The sequence below is a fragment of the Paenibacillus eucommiae genome, from assembly GCF_017874215.1.
Lineage (GTDB): Bacteria > Bacillota > Bacilli > Paenibacillales > NBRC-103111 > Paenibacillus_AI > Paenibacillus_AI eucommiae.
In genome coordinates this window covers 118,186-134,854 of record NZ_JAGGLB010000018.1, presented here as the reverse complement: position 1 = coordinate 134,854, position 16,669 = coordinate 118,186, and the positions used below count along the sequence as shown (strand labels likewise).

At 46.5% G+C, this 16,669-nt stretch carries 15 protein-coding genes; 11 read left to right on the top strand and 4 right to left on the bottom strand.

What is annotated here, in order from left to right:
- Window positions 1–17: 17 nt before the first annotated feature.
- From J2Z66_RS24030 to J2Z66_RS24020, 3 genes are all read right to left on the bottom strand, one after another.
- Entirely contained in the window at window positions 18–824 is an 807-nt protein-coding gene (locus J2Z66_RS24030) for a histidinol-phosphatase (protein ID WP_209975161.1), read from the bottom strand.
- 33 nt (window positions 825–857) lie between these two features.
- The gene (locus J2Z66_RS24025) at window positions 858–1,760 is read right to left on the bottom strand and encodes a LysR family transcriptional regulator (protein WP_209975159.1); all 903 of its coding nucleotides are present in this window, start codon (window positions 1,758–1,760) and stop codon (window positions 858–860) included.
- Window positions 1,761–1,900: 140 nt separating this feature from the next.
- Entirely contained in the window at window positions 1,901–2,734 is an 834-nt protein-coding gene (locus J2Z66_RS24020) for an HAD-IIA family hydrolase (RefSeq protein ID WP_209975157.1), read from the bottom strand.
- Between the two features lie 229 nt (window positions 2,735–2,963).
- Here J2Z66_RS24020 and J2Z66_RS24015 point away from each other — a divergent pair, with 229 nt between their 5' ends.
- Together J2Z66_RS24015 and J2Z66_RS24010 are read left to right on the top strand one after the other, a co-directional pair.
- Window positions 2,964–3,422 (top strand): chemotaxis protein CheX, encoded by a 459-nt coding sequence (locus J2Z66_RS24015; protein ID WP_209975155.1) that lies wholly within the window; start codon window positions 2,964–2,966, stop codon window positions 3,420–3,422.
- An 83-nt stretch (window positions 3,423–3,505) separates the two neighbouring features.
- On the top strand, window positions 3,506–4,282 hold the full coding sequence (locus J2Z66_RS24010) for an SDR family NAD(P)-dependent oxidoreductase (RefSeq protein ID WP_209975153.1): 777 nt from the start codon (window positions 3,506–3,508) through the stop codon (window positions 4,280–4,282).
- A 102-nt stretch (window positions 4,283–4,384) separates the two neighbouring features.
- On the opposite strand, the gene J2Z66_RS24005 is transcribed toward J2Z66_RS24010, so the two are convergent.
- The gene (locus J2Z66_RS24005) at window positions 4,385–4,678 is read right to left on the bottom strand and encodes a DUF2573 family protein (protein WP_209975152.1); all 294 of its coding nucleotides are present in this window, start codon (window positions 4,676–4,678) and stop codon (window positions 4,385–4,387) included.
- Window positions 4,679–4,792: 114 nt separating this feature from the next.
- Between J2Z66_RS24005 and J2Z66_RS24000 the strand changes: the two genes are divergently transcribed.
- The 9 genes from J2Z66_RS24000 to J2Z66_RS23960 all read left to right on the top strand — a co-directional run bounded on the left by J2Z66_RS24000 (window position 4,793) and on the right by J2Z66_RS23960 (window position 16,520).
- The gene (locus tag J2Z66_RS24000; RefSeq protein ID WP_209975151.1) at window positions 4,793–5,620 is read left to right on the top strand and encodes an alpha/beta hydrolase family protein; all 828 of its coding nucleotides are present in this window, start codon (window positions 4,793–4,795) and stop codon (window positions 5,618–5,620) included.
- A 153-nt stretch (window positions 5,621–5,773) separates the two neighbouring features.
- Window positions 5,774–6,355 carry an RNA polymerase sigma factor gene (locus tag J2Z66_RS23995; RefSeq protein WP_209975149.1) on the top strand — a complete coding sequence of 194 codons (582 nt, stop codon included), beginning with the start codon at window positions 5,774–5,776 and terminating at the stop codon, window positions 6,353–6,355.
- A complete protein-coding gene (locus J2Z66_RS23990; RefSeq protein WP_209975147.1) occupies window positions 6,348–6,602 on the top strand; it encodes a hypothetical protein in 255 nt (84 codons plus the stop codon). The genes J2Z66_RS23995 and J2Z66_RS23990 overlap by 8 nt, the downstream gene beginning before the upstream one ends.
- A gap of 374 nt (window positions 6,603–6,976) precedes the next feature.
- Window positions 6,977–8,131: an AraC family transcriptional regulator gene (locus J2Z66_RS23985; RefSeq protein WP_209975145.1), complete on the top strand. Its 1,155-nt coding sequence runs from the start codon at window positions 6,977–6,979 to the stop codon at window positions 8,129–8,131.
- A gap of 114 nt (window positions 8,132–8,245) precedes the next feature.
- Window positions 8,246–9,298 (top strand): ABC transporter substrate-binding protein, encoded by a 1,053-nt coding sequence (locus tag J2Z66_RS23980; RefSeq protein WP_245375793.1) that lies wholly within the window; start codon window positions 8,246–8,248, stop codon window positions 9,296–9,298.
- A 1,184-nt stretch (window positions 9,299–10,482) separates the two neighbouring features.
- Window positions 10,483–11,868: a sialate O-acetylesterase gene (locus tag J2Z66_RS23975; RefSeq protein ID WP_209975143.1), complete on the top strand. Its 1,386-nt coding sequence runs from the start codon at window positions 10,483–10,485 to the stop codon at window positions 11,866–11,868.
- A 200-nt stretch (window positions 11,869–12,068) separates the two neighbouring features.
- Window positions 12,069–12,479 carry a hypothetical protein gene (locus tag J2Z66_RS23970; RefSeq protein ID WP_209975141.1) on the top strand — a complete coding sequence of 137 codons (411 nt, stop codon included), beginning with the start codon at window positions 12,069–12,071 and terminating at the stop codon, window positions 12,477–12,479.
- A gap of 501 nt (window positions 12,480–12,980) precedes the next feature.
- Window positions 12,981–14,774 carry an alanine--tRNA ligase gene (locus J2Z66_RS23965; protein ID WP_209975139.1) on the top strand — a complete coding sequence of 598 codons (1,794 nt, stop codon included), beginning with the start codon at window positions 12,981–12,983 and terminating at the stop codon, window positions 14,772–14,774.
- Window positions 14,775–15,002: 228 nt separating this feature from the next.
- Entirely contained in the window at window positions 15,003–16,520 is a 1,518-nt protein-coding gene (locus tag J2Z66_RS23960; RefSeq protein ID WP_209975137.1) for a DEAD/DEAH box helicase, read from the top strand.
- Window positions 16,521–16,669 lie beyond the last annotated feature (149 nt).

Sequence of the window (16,669 nt, the reverse complement as noted above, 5' to 3'; positions counted from 1 at the left end):
ACGTAACTACCGAATAATTACAACGCTACAACTTGTCTCTGCTTGTTTTTGTAATAAACCCATTGCGTAAAACCAATTTCCTTCAGCCGATTGCTGACAAGGTCCCAATCGTCGCCAATCCGCTCAGGAATGTGTGAATCTGACCCGAAGGTTACCTCAACGCCGTAGTGTAAAGCTCTTTCCAGGATATCATCGGAAGGATACCAGCCGCCAACGTCTTTAGTCTTGCCTGAAGTATTAATTTCGATAGCAACGCCTTCTTCGCCGATTACTTTCAGTGTTTCATCCACCTTAGGTGTGGGAATATGTGTGAAAGCAGGGTAAAAGCCCTTCATCGCATCAATATGGCCGAGAATCTGAAACATTCCCGATTTTGCCGATTCCTGAATCAGCCGGTAATATTCCTCTTTATGCTCGATTTGCTGCTGATCGCTGAGCCCCTTCCAGCGGGTGCGGTTAAAGATGCTGACTCCGCCTGTGATATGTACAGAGCCGATAATATAATCAAAATCGTAAAAGCTGTATTGCTTACGGTAAATGTCGGCAAACTCAGGGAAATAATCGGATTCCACGCCAAGCAGCACATCAATTTTACCGGCAAACTCTGCCTTGAGCTGAAGCACCTCAGCTATATAATTAGGAAATTCACTTCTTGCCATAGCAATACCAGGCATGGGTTGGTCCTCCACACTTCCAAAAAAAGGCGAATGATCGGAAATCCCGATCACGGAAAAATCTGCAGCAACAGCCGCTTCAATGTAGTCTCTTATTTTACCTTTGGCATGACCGCAGCGGTCATGATGCGTATGCAAATCAAATTTCATTGGTTTTCTCCTTACACGTTTGATTATTCCAAGTTATTCCGAACCCAGGAACTGGGTTTCCGGCATCCCTTTTAAGTCGCTTAAAAATTGCTGCATCGCTGAATTTAAATAACGCCCGGATTTATATACTACACCTACCGGGTGAGTAATATCCAGTTCATTTACCTTCAGCATCTTGAGCGATCCATGACGGAGCTCACTGAGCACCGAAAGCTTGGAGATGACAGCTACGCCGAGATTGAGCTCCACCATACGTTTAACCTCTTCGCTGCTGGAAAGCTCCATAATAATGTTCGGCATAATATTCAGGGTTTTGAACACCTGGTCAACAAAGCGTCTGCCAGCCGTTTCCGGAGATAGCATAATGAAAGGGATGTTGCGCAGCTTCTCCATTGACAGGTGCGAGAAGCGGCTGAGAGGATGCTGTGAGGACACAATAAGCTCGAACGTATCGTAATAAAGCACAGACGTTTCGAGTGCAGGGTTTTTCTCGAATAAATAAGCGATCCCGATATCCACTTGGCCATTCTCAACACTATGCATAATTTGGGATGAGGTCATGGAATGAATGGTTGTTTTGATCAGGGGGAACTGGTCCTGGAAATAGGAGAGGACCCTGGGCAATATTTGCATAGCGATAGAGGTAGTGGTGCCGATATGAATGTGACCTTGTGGCGTATGGTTCAAATCGTCGAGCCGCTGCTTCAGATCATTTACCGTTCTTAAAATCTTCTCGGCATGCTCCAGAAAAATGCGGCCGCTGTCCGTAAGCGTGACAGGCTGATTGCGATCGATAAGAATACTGCCAAACTCTTCTTCTAGACTTTTGATTTGCGCAGAAACAGCGGGCTGAGTCAGATTAAGAATTTCTCCTGCTTTGCGGAAGCTCATCGTTTTGGAAATAGTCAGCAGTGTTTCCAACTGATTGATATTCATAAGCGCCCCTTTCTTTATAGATAATATTTATCGTAATTGTAAAGGGAATAAAAAGCTTTTCTAACAAACATTATATGATATAAAAAAGGGCCGCTGCAAATTTTTTCGCAAGAAAGGCGGAAAAGAAAGCCGCAGCTCCCTTAAAGGGAAGACGGCGGCCTATAGCTATTCCCGAATACTTCCAAAGAAAATTCGTGCAAATCCTTGCAAATCAGATGCGGTTGGACTCCCGCCCGGGAAAGCTGCTCCTTGACATTGTCAGAGGTTGCTACACCGGTTAGCACGAGCGCCGTTTTGCAGCCTGCAAGCTCCCCGCCCTTGATGTCCGTATCGGCATTATCACCGATTACCCAGACATCTGAAGCAGCCAGGCCGAGCTTGCGGATGGCATAGTTCATTATAATCGGGGAAGGTTTCCCGATGATGACAGGCTGGACGCCGGAGGCAGTCGTTATCGCAGCGGCGAGCGAGCCTGCTCCCGGCATAAAGCCTGGGCCTGAGGGCAGCATGTGGTCGGGATTCGTCAACACATATAGCGCACCTGCTCTGAGGTGGTTAACGGCTGCAGTAAGCTTGGCGTAGGTGAAATCACGGTCAATGCCCTGAACGAGTGTCTCAGGGTTATCTTCCGTAAGCTCAAATCCGGCAGCTTCAAGGGCTGTCTTAAGGCCAGTTTCACCGATGACGGCCACTCGTCTGCGTTCAGCGTATTCAGAACGTTCAGGATTCTCAGGATGCTCCAGCAAATATTGGGCAGCAGCTTGCGAAGATGTGTAAATAAAGCCGGGAGGGACATCGATACCTAGCTCGGCAAGGTGCAGAGAGACTTGCTCCGAAGTCCGTGAAGAATTGTTGGTAACTAATAGATAAGGAAGCTGGTTCCTATGTAAATTTGCAATAAATGCGGCAGCATGAGGGATAGGCTCATTGCCGCGGTAAAGCGTCCCATCCAGATCAATCAGGTATCCTTTCAACTTAAATCACTCCTATTTAATCATAGTAACAGAACGCGCCGCTCCTTCCAAGACCTTCTTGCGTATACGCCATTTTGACTATTTTTCAGAAAAAGGAGGGACGTTAGAACTGGTTTTAGCAGCACAAATAGGAAAAAACACACAAAACCAGTATACTTGTCCTAAAAGTTTAGGTATAATGTAGAAAAAAGTCGAAGTCTGCCAATTGTTCATAAAGGAGATCGAATTTATGAAAGCGGAGTACATCAATCCCTTTTTGGAGTCTGCTAGAATTGTAATTGAGCAAGTTGCCTATATTCGTCCTACAACAGGGAAGCTCGGCATCAAGGATATGAAGTTTGAAGAAAACTATATTTGGATCCAGATCGGGATGACAGGGCAAATGCAAGGGGATATTGTTTTTGGATTAGCTGAAGATGTAGCTTTGCGGATGGTCTCAGCCATGATGGGCGGATTTGTAGTAACTGAAATGGACGAAATGGGCCGCAGTGCTATATCTGAGCTAGGCAATATGATCAGCGGTAACGCCAGCACGATGCTTTTCAATCAAGGCGTCAGAGTCGACATTACCCCACCGAAAATCGTCCAGTCAGCCACAGCGGCGTCATTCATTCCCAAGAAGGCCTTGTCTATTCCTTTGATTATGGATAATATTGGAGAGCTAGATATACAAGTTTTAATCACCTGATGAATATATTACATACATAACCAAACCGTTAACCAAATCGTTAAAAAAACAAACCCGAATAAAACCGACAGGAGACTATCTCGGTGAAAATTCAAAACAAAGTTGTCGTGATCACAGGTGCATCCAGTGGAATTGGTGCCAAAATGGCAGAGACCTTTGCCGCGAAAGGTGCTATTCCTGTATTAACGGCCAGATCGATCACCAAGCTGCAGGAGAATGCCTCCCAGCTTTCCGGCGAACATGCGATTTTTAGGATGGATGTTACGGATTCCTTACAGGTAGCGGATACCGTAAAGCTTATCATTGAGAAGTATGGCCGAATCGATATTTTGATTAATAATGCAGGTTTCGGCGTTTTTGAGAATTTCCTGGATACTCCGTTAGAGCAGTTTGAAGACATGATGAACGTCAATTATATGGGGATAGTCCGCTGCACCAAGGCGGTCCTGCCCTATATGCTCAAAGCGGGAAGCGGACATATCGTTAATGTAGCTTCAATCGCGGGTAAGCTCGCAACGGCCAAGTCTTCTGGCTATACGGCTACGAAGCACGCAGTGCTGGGCTTAACGAACAGCTTGCGCCAAGAGCTGGTTGGCACTGGTGTATCGCTGACTGCGATCAATCCGGGACCGATCAATACACCGTTCTTTGAACGTGCTGATCCAGCGGGTACTTATGTAAAAAATATTTCCTGGTTTATGCTCAAACCGGAAAAGGTCGTAGCTGAAATTATCAAAGCGATAGAAAGAAACAGGGCCGAGAAAAATATGCCGCCGATTGCCGGATTTGGCGCTAAGCTCTCGCAGCTTTTTCCCCGCACCTTTGACTGGTTTGCCTACCGGATGCTGAATAAAAAATGACAAAAGAGCGGATCCCCGAAAAGCGGATTTTCGCTCTTTTCCCGTTAAAGGACAAGTCTAAGGGTTATACTGAAAGAAGCAGCAAATAGTTCCCCTCTAAATTTATTCTTTCTGATCAGTTTGATTCTTTTGAGCTTCTTGAACCTTCTGATCCTTCTGATCCTTTTGAGCCTGATGGAGCGCTTTGATCTCCTCGAATATTCGCCGCACCTCCGCTTTGCCCTCAGGATGAACCTGGTTCCAATGACTTGTGAGTGCAGGCATAGATTTATGAATATGATGATAAGTTGCCCAAATTTTGATCTTGGCGGTCATTTCCGGTGAGCTGTCGCCTGTTAGCAGCTCTGCTGTTTTTTCCACAAGCGCTTCGAAGTCACGTTCAAATTCTGGATACATAAAGGTCACGCCTTCCCGTGAAAATAAGGATTAACTTGAATTAATTATTTCCAGTCTAGCCTAGTGAAAAGCCACTGTCAAAAATGCATTCCGCAATAAGGAAGGAAATAAACGATGATGAGCATGCCAATAGAAACGATACAGGACGGCCAAATCTTGGATAAAACAGCGGTCCGCTGTTATGCCAAGGACGTTTCTTTATATATAGTCACTTATAGCAGCCAAGGCCTCCAGGTCAAGGGATTTCTGGCTGTTCCGGAAGGAGTGGGCCCATTTCCCGCTATTATTTATTGCCGCGGCGGCATTCGCCGTGTTGGGATGGTGCGCAAGCGTAGAGTTCTGTCCATAGCCCGGAGAGGTTACGTCGTGTTTGCTCCTTTTTACAGAGGTAATGAAGGTGGAGAGGGGCGTGAGGATTTCTGTGGAGAAGACCGTTTTGATCTGTATCACGCGCTTACGCTTGTGCACGCATTGCCGGAGACGTTGGCGGAGCCCATTCCCTTGATCGGATTTTCCCGTGGAGCGATGATGGCACTGCTTGCAGCTAAGGATTGTACTGGCGTAGGTCCGGTTGTTGTATGGGGTGGCGTCAGTGATCTGCTGCATACCTATGAAGAAAGAGTCGATCTTCGCAGGATGTTGAAGCGGGTGGTCGGGAATCCCCATAAACAGGTTGAGGCGTATACAGACAGATCACCTGTTTACTGGGCCCGGGGCATCCAATCCCCGGTTCTTATAGTCCATGGCAAACAGGATGAGCAGGTGAGCATTAGCCAGGCTGAGAAGCTTGCGTCAGCGCTGGAAGCAGCAGGTAAGGAATATGCAATGGAACTCTTTGAAGGAGCAGGACATCGCTTTTCCAAGGAAGATGAAGTGGAGGCTATGAATGTCATTTTTGCTTGGATTGAGAAAAAAAGAGAAATGATTCGACAAAAAATGTAGAAAAAATTTAAAATTTGTATAAAAATAGCATTTTATTACGAATTGTTTATCATTTTTTTTGTGTTTAATATTGTTAACTGGCCGAAGATGCCCTAATATGAAACTAGAGGACGAATTTGTCTGTTTTGATTCATACCGTCCTGGGGGGCTTTTATGTCGAAGTATCTAATAACGCTGTTTACTAATGATTTTTATACTTTGGATAAGGGTATACAGGAACAGATATATCAGGAATATTATCTGCTTGTTTACCCGACTATTTATTTTATTCTTAGAGATCATGCCGGAGTGGAAGATATTATTCAGGAATCCTTTTTGCGTGCAGTCAGCAAGGCTCCTACGCTCAAGGAAAAGGACAAGTACGAAAGCTGGCTCAAAAAGCTGACGCGCAACGTTACATTGAATCATCTAAGGAAGCATAAAAGGAACCGCAACGAGCTTGAAGAAGGCGGCGTCTTCATTATCAAAGAGTCCGCTCCTGTAGCTGAGAAATCCGTTCCGCTGGAAAAGGAAGTCGAGCTTAAGATCATGCGTGAAGCTATTGTTGAGTATATCAATCAGCTTAGTCCTTCTTATCGGCAAATCATCGCAATGAAATGGATACATAATTTATCCTACAAAGATATGGCAAGTGAGCTTGGTGTATCGGAGGGAGTAATCAGGCAGCGCTTATATCGGGCCCGTGATGCCATCAAGCAGAAATTGCTGGAAGAGTGGGGTACCATGAATGAGTAGTGAGAACACGAATAACGAATTCGATGAGCTCCTTAGACTAACTGTAATCCGGGAGTACGCTGGAACAGCAGCTGAAGTCAGCTACAATCAGCACTCATGGACCCTTGTTCAAAAAAGCCTGGAGCAGCGCCAAATCCGCCGAAAAAAAATACTGAGATTGCAGACGATCGGCCTGATTCTGACAACCTTGATTTTATGTTTTTGTGTATTTTATTCTACTCCTGCAGGAATTTGTCCAATTAAATGAACGGGATCCTGTGAAACATGGATCGCCGTGAAGTGAAAGGGTAATGAGGCAGTAGGCCAAGCCAATAGGGCACAATAAGCCTTTGAAAGAGACCATATGGTGAAAGGAATATGCCAGCGGCAGCGAGGCTGCTCGCCCTGTGTGGTTAGTTAATCCTGGATATCTCACCTAAGGTCGCTTTCTTGCCACCTGCCACTTCATTTCAGTAAAGCGGCACCGTGAAAACCAACTTTCTATCTCTCTGTCTTTCATTTTACTCCCACTGCTGAGCTCCGACTTAACATAAAGCAGAAAAACCGCGATTTTCAAAATTACAGCAATCCATTTTACGCAAATATGATAATTATTCTCATTGATGGGACAGGTACAAGTGTATGAATGATCTGGATCGAGATGCGGGCAGCAATCCACGCCGTTTATCGGTTGTTCAAGAAGCGAAGGAAAAGATTGAGAAAACAATAGCCTATATGGAAGCGCACCTGCACAAGTCTATTACGAGAGAGGCCCTTGCTGCAGTTGCTGGCTTAAATCCGGAGCATTATTCGAGAATGTTCAGAAAATATATGGGAATGAGTCCCGTAGACTATGTCACCAAACTGCGGATGCAGCAAGCCCAAAGTTTGTTGAGGCATTCTAATAAATCAATTATTGAAATTGCCCATCTTGTTGGTTATGTGGACCCCTATTATTTCAGCCGCCGCTTTAAGCAAATGATTGGTGTTGCACCTACTTTTTATATGAATCGGCCTCAGCAGAGAATTCTGGCACTCGATTGTTATGGACACTGCCGGGCATTAGGCATTGAGCCGATTGGAGCAGATTCGCGGGATATAAGCGGGTATTTTACGGATTGGACCGGCCAGACAGAGGATATTGGTATCGAGGCTGAGCCTTATTTCGTGATCGATCAGCTTAAATCACTGCAGCCGGACATCATTATTACTTCAAGGAAGGAATGGGAAAAGCAGCTAAGCGAATTTGCATCAGCTCTCGTGGTAGGCGTGTATGAGGACCCTATTTATGAGCAGTTATTAAGCATTGCGAAGGGTTTAGACAAAGAACGGGAAGCACTGGATTGGGTGCGCCGTTATGAAGAGCAAGCTGAAGTGCTGCGGGAAAAAGTAACAGAGCGCATTGGTGGACAAACTGTCGCTATATTGAGAGTTAGAGATGGGTTATTGCAAATGTACGGGACTATGAATATGGGCTATCCGATATATAGTTCGCTTAAATTAACGCCACCAGAGAAGATGGCCTGGCAGAGCCGATGCAACGATCATCACCATTCAAGTGTAATCACGGTTGAGGAACTGTCTTATTATGAAGCTGATCATGTCTTTGTCGTGCTTCAGCCTGATTCTGGAGCAGAACTGTTATGGGAGGAAATTCAATCCTCGAAAGAATGGCTTGCATTTCCAGCCGTCCGTAACGGAGCTGTTTATCATGTTGATGTAAAACGATGGCTGGCTTATGATCCTGTGTCCATCAAGGAGCAAATGATTGAAGCTGCCAATTTCCTGCTTGGATAGCCTTAGGCGTCATAATAATCCATCATAGTCGCAATATGAATCTATGGATTAGAGAAAGCGGCAGCGTTACAATACTAAGTGATATTAATAATCGTTATCACTTGGGAGGGTATTATGCAACAAGAAATCAAAACATCTAGAACTGCACGGTTCACAGTATTCAGTATCCTTTTGCTGGTTATGCTATTAGCTGCCTGTGGAGTAAATAAGGACAAACCGTCAGAGACATCGTCCATAACGCCACAAGCGACGAATACGGAAAGTACGGAGACGGCAGCAGGATCCTCAGAGACTCCATCTCCTTCAGGGACCGAACAGCCAAAGACCAGAACAGTTAAGGATGATCTAGGCCGAAATGTAGAAATTCCAGTTGCTCCTAAGCGAGTGATTGCTGGAGAGTTTGCCAGTGAGCTGCTGGCAGTTGGCGTGACACCGATCGGTGCGGGAGACAATAGCTTCAAAATTATTTTTACGCAAAAAGAGATGGCCGGAGTTGAGAAAATCGGTGATCCACCGAACGCAGAAAAAATTCTCGAGCTGAGTCCAGACCTTATTATTGCGCCTACTGTATTTCAGGAGATCTATCCCGAGCCTATGGAGCAATTAGCGAAGATTGCACCGATATTTTACGTTTCCTTTGATCAGGACCCGATCTATGATATTTTCCCAAAAATTGCTGACCTGGTGGGAAAATCAACAGAGGCCAAGCAGTGGATCGCCGATTATGAAAAAGAAGCACAAACAGCACGAGAACAAGTCAAAACCGCGATAGGCGATGACACGGTTACCATATTCCGTGTTGAGAAAGGAAGACTGCGGGTCTACTTAAACCGGAATTTTGCCGGCTATATGCTGCACAGCGGCTTGCAAGTCCATCCGCCAGAGGCCGTGGCCGCCGAAATTGAGAAAAACAAAAATGGCTCAGCCTTTGAAATTTCATTGGAAAAGCTGCCAGAGTATGCTGCAGATCATATGTTCATTATCGTGCGTGGCGAAGGCGATGATCAGGGTGCTTTTCAAGAAATTGAGAAATCAGCACTTTGGAAAAACCTCCCCGCAGTCAAAAACAACAAACCTCACTTCCTCGACACAGACAAATACTATGGCTCCGACATCGTGACGATCAGAGAAACGATGAAAGAAGCTGTTGAAATGCTAACAAAATAGCTTGTGAGGCATTCATTGCAAGTGATAGCGAATGAGTTGGCGAGATAGGTGGCAAGATGGATGGAAAGTCAGATGATGAGGACAGATGGTAAGACGGATGACAAGGACAGATGGTAAGACAGGTGACGATGGCAGATGGTCAGAAAGGTGACGAGGAAATGGCAAAGACGATGACGAAGGACAGATGGTAAGACAGATGACGATGGCAGATGGTCAGACAGATGGCAAAGACGATGACGGAGACAGTTGACATTTAGATAACAAATAGACGCAAGGTGGGCTTCTTCATGCAAATGGAGGAGCTTCTTTTTTTAACAAATTAGAAGTTTGAGTTTTTTGGGGAAGAGCAATCGCCCTAGCAGCCATGTAGCATCCAAAGCAGCCCCCGTCTCCCCCATACTGAGCGTGCTCGCGACTTAACGATGTTTTTCATCGTTAAAGTAGGGTTTCCAGATCAAAGCGTCACTTTAATGATGATTTTCATCGTTAAAAGAGGACAAATGGCCTCTCTGGGTGGTTAGAAGGGATTTTAACGATGTTTTTCATTGTTAAAGTAAGATTGAGGGGACGACCTGGTGCTTTTAGCGATGAAAAAGAGGCTGTCGATTAACTGTGGATTAAAAATACGAACCTCTAAAAATCAATTTTTTGTGAGAAAAAAGTCGCTTTTCACCCCGAAAAGTCGATTTAAACAGGTTTAAGTGGCAAGTTTTGATCGATTTCAGTAAACGTTTTGAGTTGTACACAGTTAATCGACAGCCTCAAAAACATCGCTAAAGTAGCAGATCCCCTCAAGCTCTTCATCCCACTTCATCCCCAGCGCCTTTGTTCACTAGGAAATTTCCACTAACCAAGAGAAAAACCCTTGTTGGCTGTTCGTTTGAGCTTGGTGCTCGTGCGATTGTAGCTGTGAAGAGGGAATGGCTGTGGGAGGAAGAGCGGTAGCGTCCGCCTTTAAAGATTTGTTCCTACCTCATCATCGATTTCATTCAGGGAACAAATCTTTAACAGCGGCTGGAGCCCACAGCGATTCCCTCCGCAACGCACCCAAGTCACGAACACGCACATCAAAGGGACGCTGCAAGGCGTTTTTCTTAAGACATTTAACTGGAAGGGAGGATTAGATATCCCCGTGTCGAATAGAGAAATCTAAACATATTAAGGTAAGGAAAGAGGAATTGGAAATGGAGTATGGACTGAAGCTTTCAGAACAGGTAAGGCACCGCGTGTTTCAGCGCGACGAACGGAATAAGGCGACTATTGAGGTATCGGTTCACCTCATGAATCGGGTGACAGGCCGTCTGGAAGGTAGAATATCGACGGGGCCTTGGCGGATAATCGGACACGTAGAGCAGCCAATATTCACAGCTGTAATCGAAGACGTGCCGGTTGGTGAACATGAAATTCAGCTTCGAGTCGTTGCAGATGAGAATAATGTGGTCGCAGAAGGGGCAATCGGTCCTGTATATGTCGGAGATCTCTGGTTGCTGGCTGGCCAATCCAATATGCAGGGGTGCGGAAGGCTGATTGACGTCGAGGAACCACAAGCTGGCGTTAGCTGCTTCTATATGGGGGATAGATGGGATCAAGCAGAGGAACCGCTCGCTTGGCTGATGGAGTCGCCGGATCCTATTCACTGGATGCATTCGCCTGAAGGGATGGACGTAACCGAAGAAAAGCGACAAGAATATATAGCAGAAGATCGAAGGGAAAAGGATCGCGGTACCGGTCCGGGGCTGCCATTCGGTAAAATGCTGCTGAGTCATACCGGTATACCGGTAGGTCTTCTTATGGTCGCACATGGCGGCACTTCGATGAGTCAGTGGGATGCAGCGCTTGCGGGGGAAGGCGGACGTTCCCTCTATGGATCTATGTTACGAGTGATTCAAGCCGTCGGAGGTAAGGTGCGAGGCTGTCTGTGGTACCAGGGAGAAAGTGATGCCGATGATGAGTTGTCCAAGCTTTATTATGACCGCATGATCGAATGGGTAGCAAGCCTAAGAAAGGATTTGAGTGATCCCCATCTTCCGATTATCTATGCACAAATAGCTGCTGTTAACAATTGGGTATCCGAGGCAGCGTGGAATCGCATACAGGACGATCAGCTTCGATTGGAGAAGGTGCTGGGTAACGCTGCGGTTATCCCTACAATTGACTCCTTATTAGCTGATGTCATCCATCCCGATACCCATTCGCTTCGTAATATTGGCTATCGTATGGCATGGGCTGCGCTGCGGCTCGTTCATGGGTTAGCTCCGGTTCAGAGCGGTCCGCGTCTGAATGAGTTTCATTGGAATGAGGACCGCACGGAGCTGGTGTTGGAATTCGCAGGGATTAACGGCCGTCTAAAGCCGGTCAAGCGTGCATTCTCGTTCCAAGTGACCTGCGATGATCAACGTTTGCCGCTGGAAAGCTATGTGGACGAATTCGGACAACGTATCATTATCCGGCTTGAACAACCGGCTCCGTCATCCTGCCTGCTGTGGCATGGCAGAGGTTTTAATCCGGTCGTTAATGTACAGGACGAGCAGGGAATTCCGCTTCCTGTCTTCGGACCCGTATCTGTCTAAGCGGAAGATTGGACAGCAATTGCCCTTTATCTATGATATGAACAATGACCTGTAAGGTGGACACTTTGTGAGTGTCCACCTTACAGGTCATTTATGTTTAAGGGGGCCCGACATCGCAGGAGCAGTGTCAGGGAAGATGACAACAGAGTGCAAGAAGCACAACGATCTTCTCTTGTTCACAAAGTGAGCTGACCCTAGAATTGGATTTGAGGCCGGTTATCGAACAGACTAACCAATACTACGAGGAAGATCAGCTGCTGATGATTGGGCAGTGCCTGCGGTTTTGGCCGGCTTATGAATATTTGAAGGAAGTGGTTGAGATATCAAGTGATATGGGCTATTACAGGGAGATCAAATACTTTGCTGAGCACGTGGCGAAACGATCTCCAATGCTCATTGCGACTCCGGAGAGCACGATGCTTACAATCGCATTGATTGAAAAGGAAATTTTATCAGCAAACGAGCAGGGGAAATGGATCGACGATCAGAGGCTTCTTGCGCGATATTACGAGACGGCGAAACGTCTGGTAGATTATTTTATTTTCACCCCACTACGTATGATTTTTGGGGAAATGTGTACAGAGAAAATAAAGTATTTTCTTAGTGCTTAGGTTAAGATAAGTCCCCTGTTTAAGCACTACATGCTACCCGCGTACGTTCTTTAATAGGTGATTGGAAATGGAATATAATGAGGAGGACGTAGCCAAAGCGAAGGCGCGGGAGCGTTCTTTTTATTGAACTAGCGGGCAGTTTACGTTAATTACGAGTGGGTTTTCGAGTATTATGCAGGTTGCTAATATACACGATTGACATCTGAATTCTAACTGGCTACAATAACAATAATTAGGAAATGATATAAATGAAATCAATGAATGAACAAAATATGCTATATTTCGTTCAGAGAGGGATGTTTTGGTGTGAAATCCTACGAAACTTAGTATGTTGCCGGTTCAGGAGTGCGGTTAATGCCCGCCGGTTTGACTCGTTATAGTCAATTGAGCTGATTGTATCGCTAAATGCGAAGACAATAACTTGGGTGGTACCGCGATTAATTCGTCCCAATCTTGGGGCGTTTTTTTGTTGTCTAAAATAGAGTAAAAGGAGAAATATCAATGAAACTGTATACATCTGAAGAGATTAGAGCGAAGTATATTCAGTTTTTTCAAGAAAAAGGTCATGCCGTCATTTCTAGCGCTTCCGTTATACCCGATAACGATCCCACCGTATTGTTTACGACAGCGGGCATGCACCCGCTGGTGCCCTATTTACTTGGAGAGAAGCATCCATCTGGAACGAGGTTAACCAATGTTCAGAAGTGTATACGTACTGTGGATATAGATGAAGTCGGTGATGATACCCATTGCACCTTTTTTGAGATGATGGGCAACTGGTCACTTGGCGATTATTTCAAACATGAATCCATATCGTGGAGTTGGGAGTTCGTCACTTCGCCGAACTGGCTCGATATACCCAAGCATAAAATTGCGGTTACTGTATTCGAAGGAGATGATGATGCTCCCCGTGATCAGGAGTCGTACGAGATATGGTGTGCATTAGGTCAATGTGAGGCAGAGATCTTCTTCTTGCCTAGAGCCGATAATTGGTGGGGGCCAGCAGGTCAAACAGGTCCTTGCGGTCCCGATACGGAAATCTTCATTATCTCGGATAAAGAACGTTGCGGTCCTACATGTTCGCCAGCATGTGGATGTGGGCGCTATGTTGAATTCTGGAATAATGTATTTATGAAATATAACAAAACGGCGGAGGGAAAGTTTGAACCGCTTGATCAAAAAAACGTCGATACGGGAATGGGCTTAGAGAGAGTGCTAGTCGCTTTGAATGGAGGAACAGTCTATGATAGCGACCTGTTTACTACGATATTCTCACGAATTGCAGAACTGTCGGAGACGGCATACGAAAATCAACCCAAAGCGTATCGAGTTGTTGCGGATCATACCCGCACGGCAGTATTTATCCTTGGTGATAATTACGGCATTACTCCGTCTAATGTCGACCAAGGCTATGTGCTGCGAAGATTGATTCGCCGAGCTGTTAGTTTCGCAATGCAATTGAGTATTCAAGAAGGCGGTCTAGCGGATATCGCTAGCGCTGTGATTGACAAGTACGAGCTAATATACCCAGAGCTGCAAAGCAATCGCGATAAAATTATTAGGGAACTCCAGGCGGAAGAAGCTCGTTTTCAAAAAACGCTCGCGCAGGGACTTCGTGAATTCGATAAGCTTTCGATTTCATTAGTAAATGGTCAAATAGACGGTGCAGCTGCATTCAAACTTTATGATACGTATGGGTTTCCCATCGAATTGACCATGGAACTGGCAACAGAGCGTTCCATCGCCATCGATCTGGAAGGATATCTAGAGAAATTTCAGAAGCATAGAGAGTTATCTCAAGCCGGAGCAGCCCAAAAGTTTAAAGGCGGTTTAGCAGATAATTCTGCACAGACGGCAAATCTGCATACGGCAACTCATCTTCTGCATGCTGCACTACGAAAGGTTCTCGGAGATGAGGTGGCGCAAAAGGGCAGCAATATAACGGCTGAGAGACTGCGCTTTGATTTTTCGTTCCATCGTAAAATGACTGAAGAAGAGATCGTGGCAACCGAGCGGCTGGTCAATGAAGCGATTGCCGAAGGCGTCGGGATTACGTTCGAAGAGATGACGCTTGAAGATGCACGTAGAACAGGGGCTATTGGTCTATTCGAGAGCAAGTATGGCCAGATGGTAAAAGTATATACGATGGGCAAATTCTCCAAAGAGATATGCGGCGGTCCTCACGCGGTGAATACGGCTGACCTTGGTACTTTTAAAATTGTTAAGGAAGAGAGCTCGTCTTCTAGCGTAAGGAGGATAAAGGCAGTACTTGAAAGCACTGATGCTTTACGCTAACGAGGAAAGTTAGTTCAATAAATAGGCTTTTACCACTTTTGAGCAACGTGCTAAGTGGGGTTTTTGAATAGAAGAATCGTCAGCTTTTGAAAAATAAGTTTTAATAGAAACTGTTGTTATTTTGCTTCGCAGAGCTCTCTATTAATGATGATTGCAGAAAAGTCGATTTGTGTCGTGATCGGGTGTGGCTTATAATGGGTAAAAAGGAATAAGGGAAGAGGCTGCAAAGTGAGTAAGAGTTTTGAAGAACTATTAGTTGACCGGAAATATATCGATAGACTCCAGGAAAAAGGTGTAGATCAGCCAACTCCAATTCAGCTGGAGGCGATTCCAGCGATTGCTGAGGGTAAGGATACAATTGTGCAGTCCCAAACAGGCACAGGGAAGACACTAGCGTATTTATTGCCGGCACTCCAACGGATTGATGCCCAGCAGAAGAAGGTTCAGGTGCTTGTTTTGGTGCCTACCCGAGAGCTCGGAATGCAAATCATCCAGGAAACCGAAAGGCTGATTGAAGGTGGACCCATTCGTGCTCAAGCGCTTATCGGTGGAGCTGCTATAACCCGTCAGCTGGATAAGCTGAAGCTGCATCCGCATATTGTTGTGGGTACGCCGGGACGCATTATTGAGCTTGTAAAGCTGAAAAAGCTCAGCCTTCATCATATTGAGATGGTCATTGTTGATGAGGTTGATCAAGTGTTCGAGCTGGGCTCTCTGAATGAAGTGGAGACATTGCTGAAGGGGATGCTAAAATCTAGGCAGGTTGTCTTCGTATCCGCTACGATTCCGGCCAAAATTGCTGAAGCCGCCCGTATATGGATGAACGAGCCTGTGGTTATCCGCATCAATCCGGAGCAGCTCACAGCGGAGACGCTGGAGCATTTTTATTTTGTGAGTGATGAACGGGATAAAATTGATACGCTGCGGAAGCTCGTGAGATTGATTAATCCTACTTCTGCGATTGTATTTATTAATGCTACGGCTGATATTTCTGAGGTTGTGGGCAAGCTGCAGTATGTAGGGCTATCTGTAGAGGCTCTGTACGGTGAAGCAGGGAAGCAGGAACGCGCCAAGGTTATGGCTGATTTCCGCGAAGGAAAGTTCCAGCTGCTGTTAGCTACGGATATTGCCGCAAGAGGCTTGGACATTGAAGGGGTTACACATGTATTCCATTTGGACCCTGCGCTGAACGCGGAGCATTACCTCCATCGTGTCGGCCGGACTGGCCGAATGGGCCGCAAGGGCACGGCCATTTCGATCATTACGAGGAAGGAGCTCTTCATCCTCGATAAGTTCGAGCGGGCCCTCGGCATCACGATTGCGCCGAAGGCCATGTACGACGGCCGGGTTGTCGACCCGGCAGATGACCGCAGCGCGTCCGCGAGGCGCGACCGCAAAGCAGCCGCTTCCCGGCCTGCGGGCGGCGATGTGCAGGCATCGGCGCGCGGCAGAGCAGACGCAGGCGCAGCGCGGGTCAGCGCTGTTAGCGGCGCGCCAGCCGCGCGAAGCGCAAGTGCCGAAGCCGCGGGCGAGGCCGTCCGCGGCAGTGCCGCAGTCGCGAAGCCAGCGGCTGTTGCTGGCGCTGCGGCTTCGGCTGCTGCGGCGGGAGCCGGCGGTGCTGGTGGCGCCAGCGCCGGCAAGCGAGAGGCCGGGAAGAAGCCCGGCCAGAGCAAGGCTGCGCGCGAGCGTGAGCGCAAGAACAAGGGCGCGCCGAAGTGGCTCAAGGCGAAGCGCGAGCAGGAGTAGCGGAAGCAACGAGAAGGCAGCAACAGCAGCAGTAACAATAACAATAAAAGTAATGGCAACAGAACAGGATTGCGGAGGCAGGTGTATGAAATCTGTCTCCGCAATCCTTCATTTTTATGGCTGTAGACATTTTGCATGTTTTGAACATT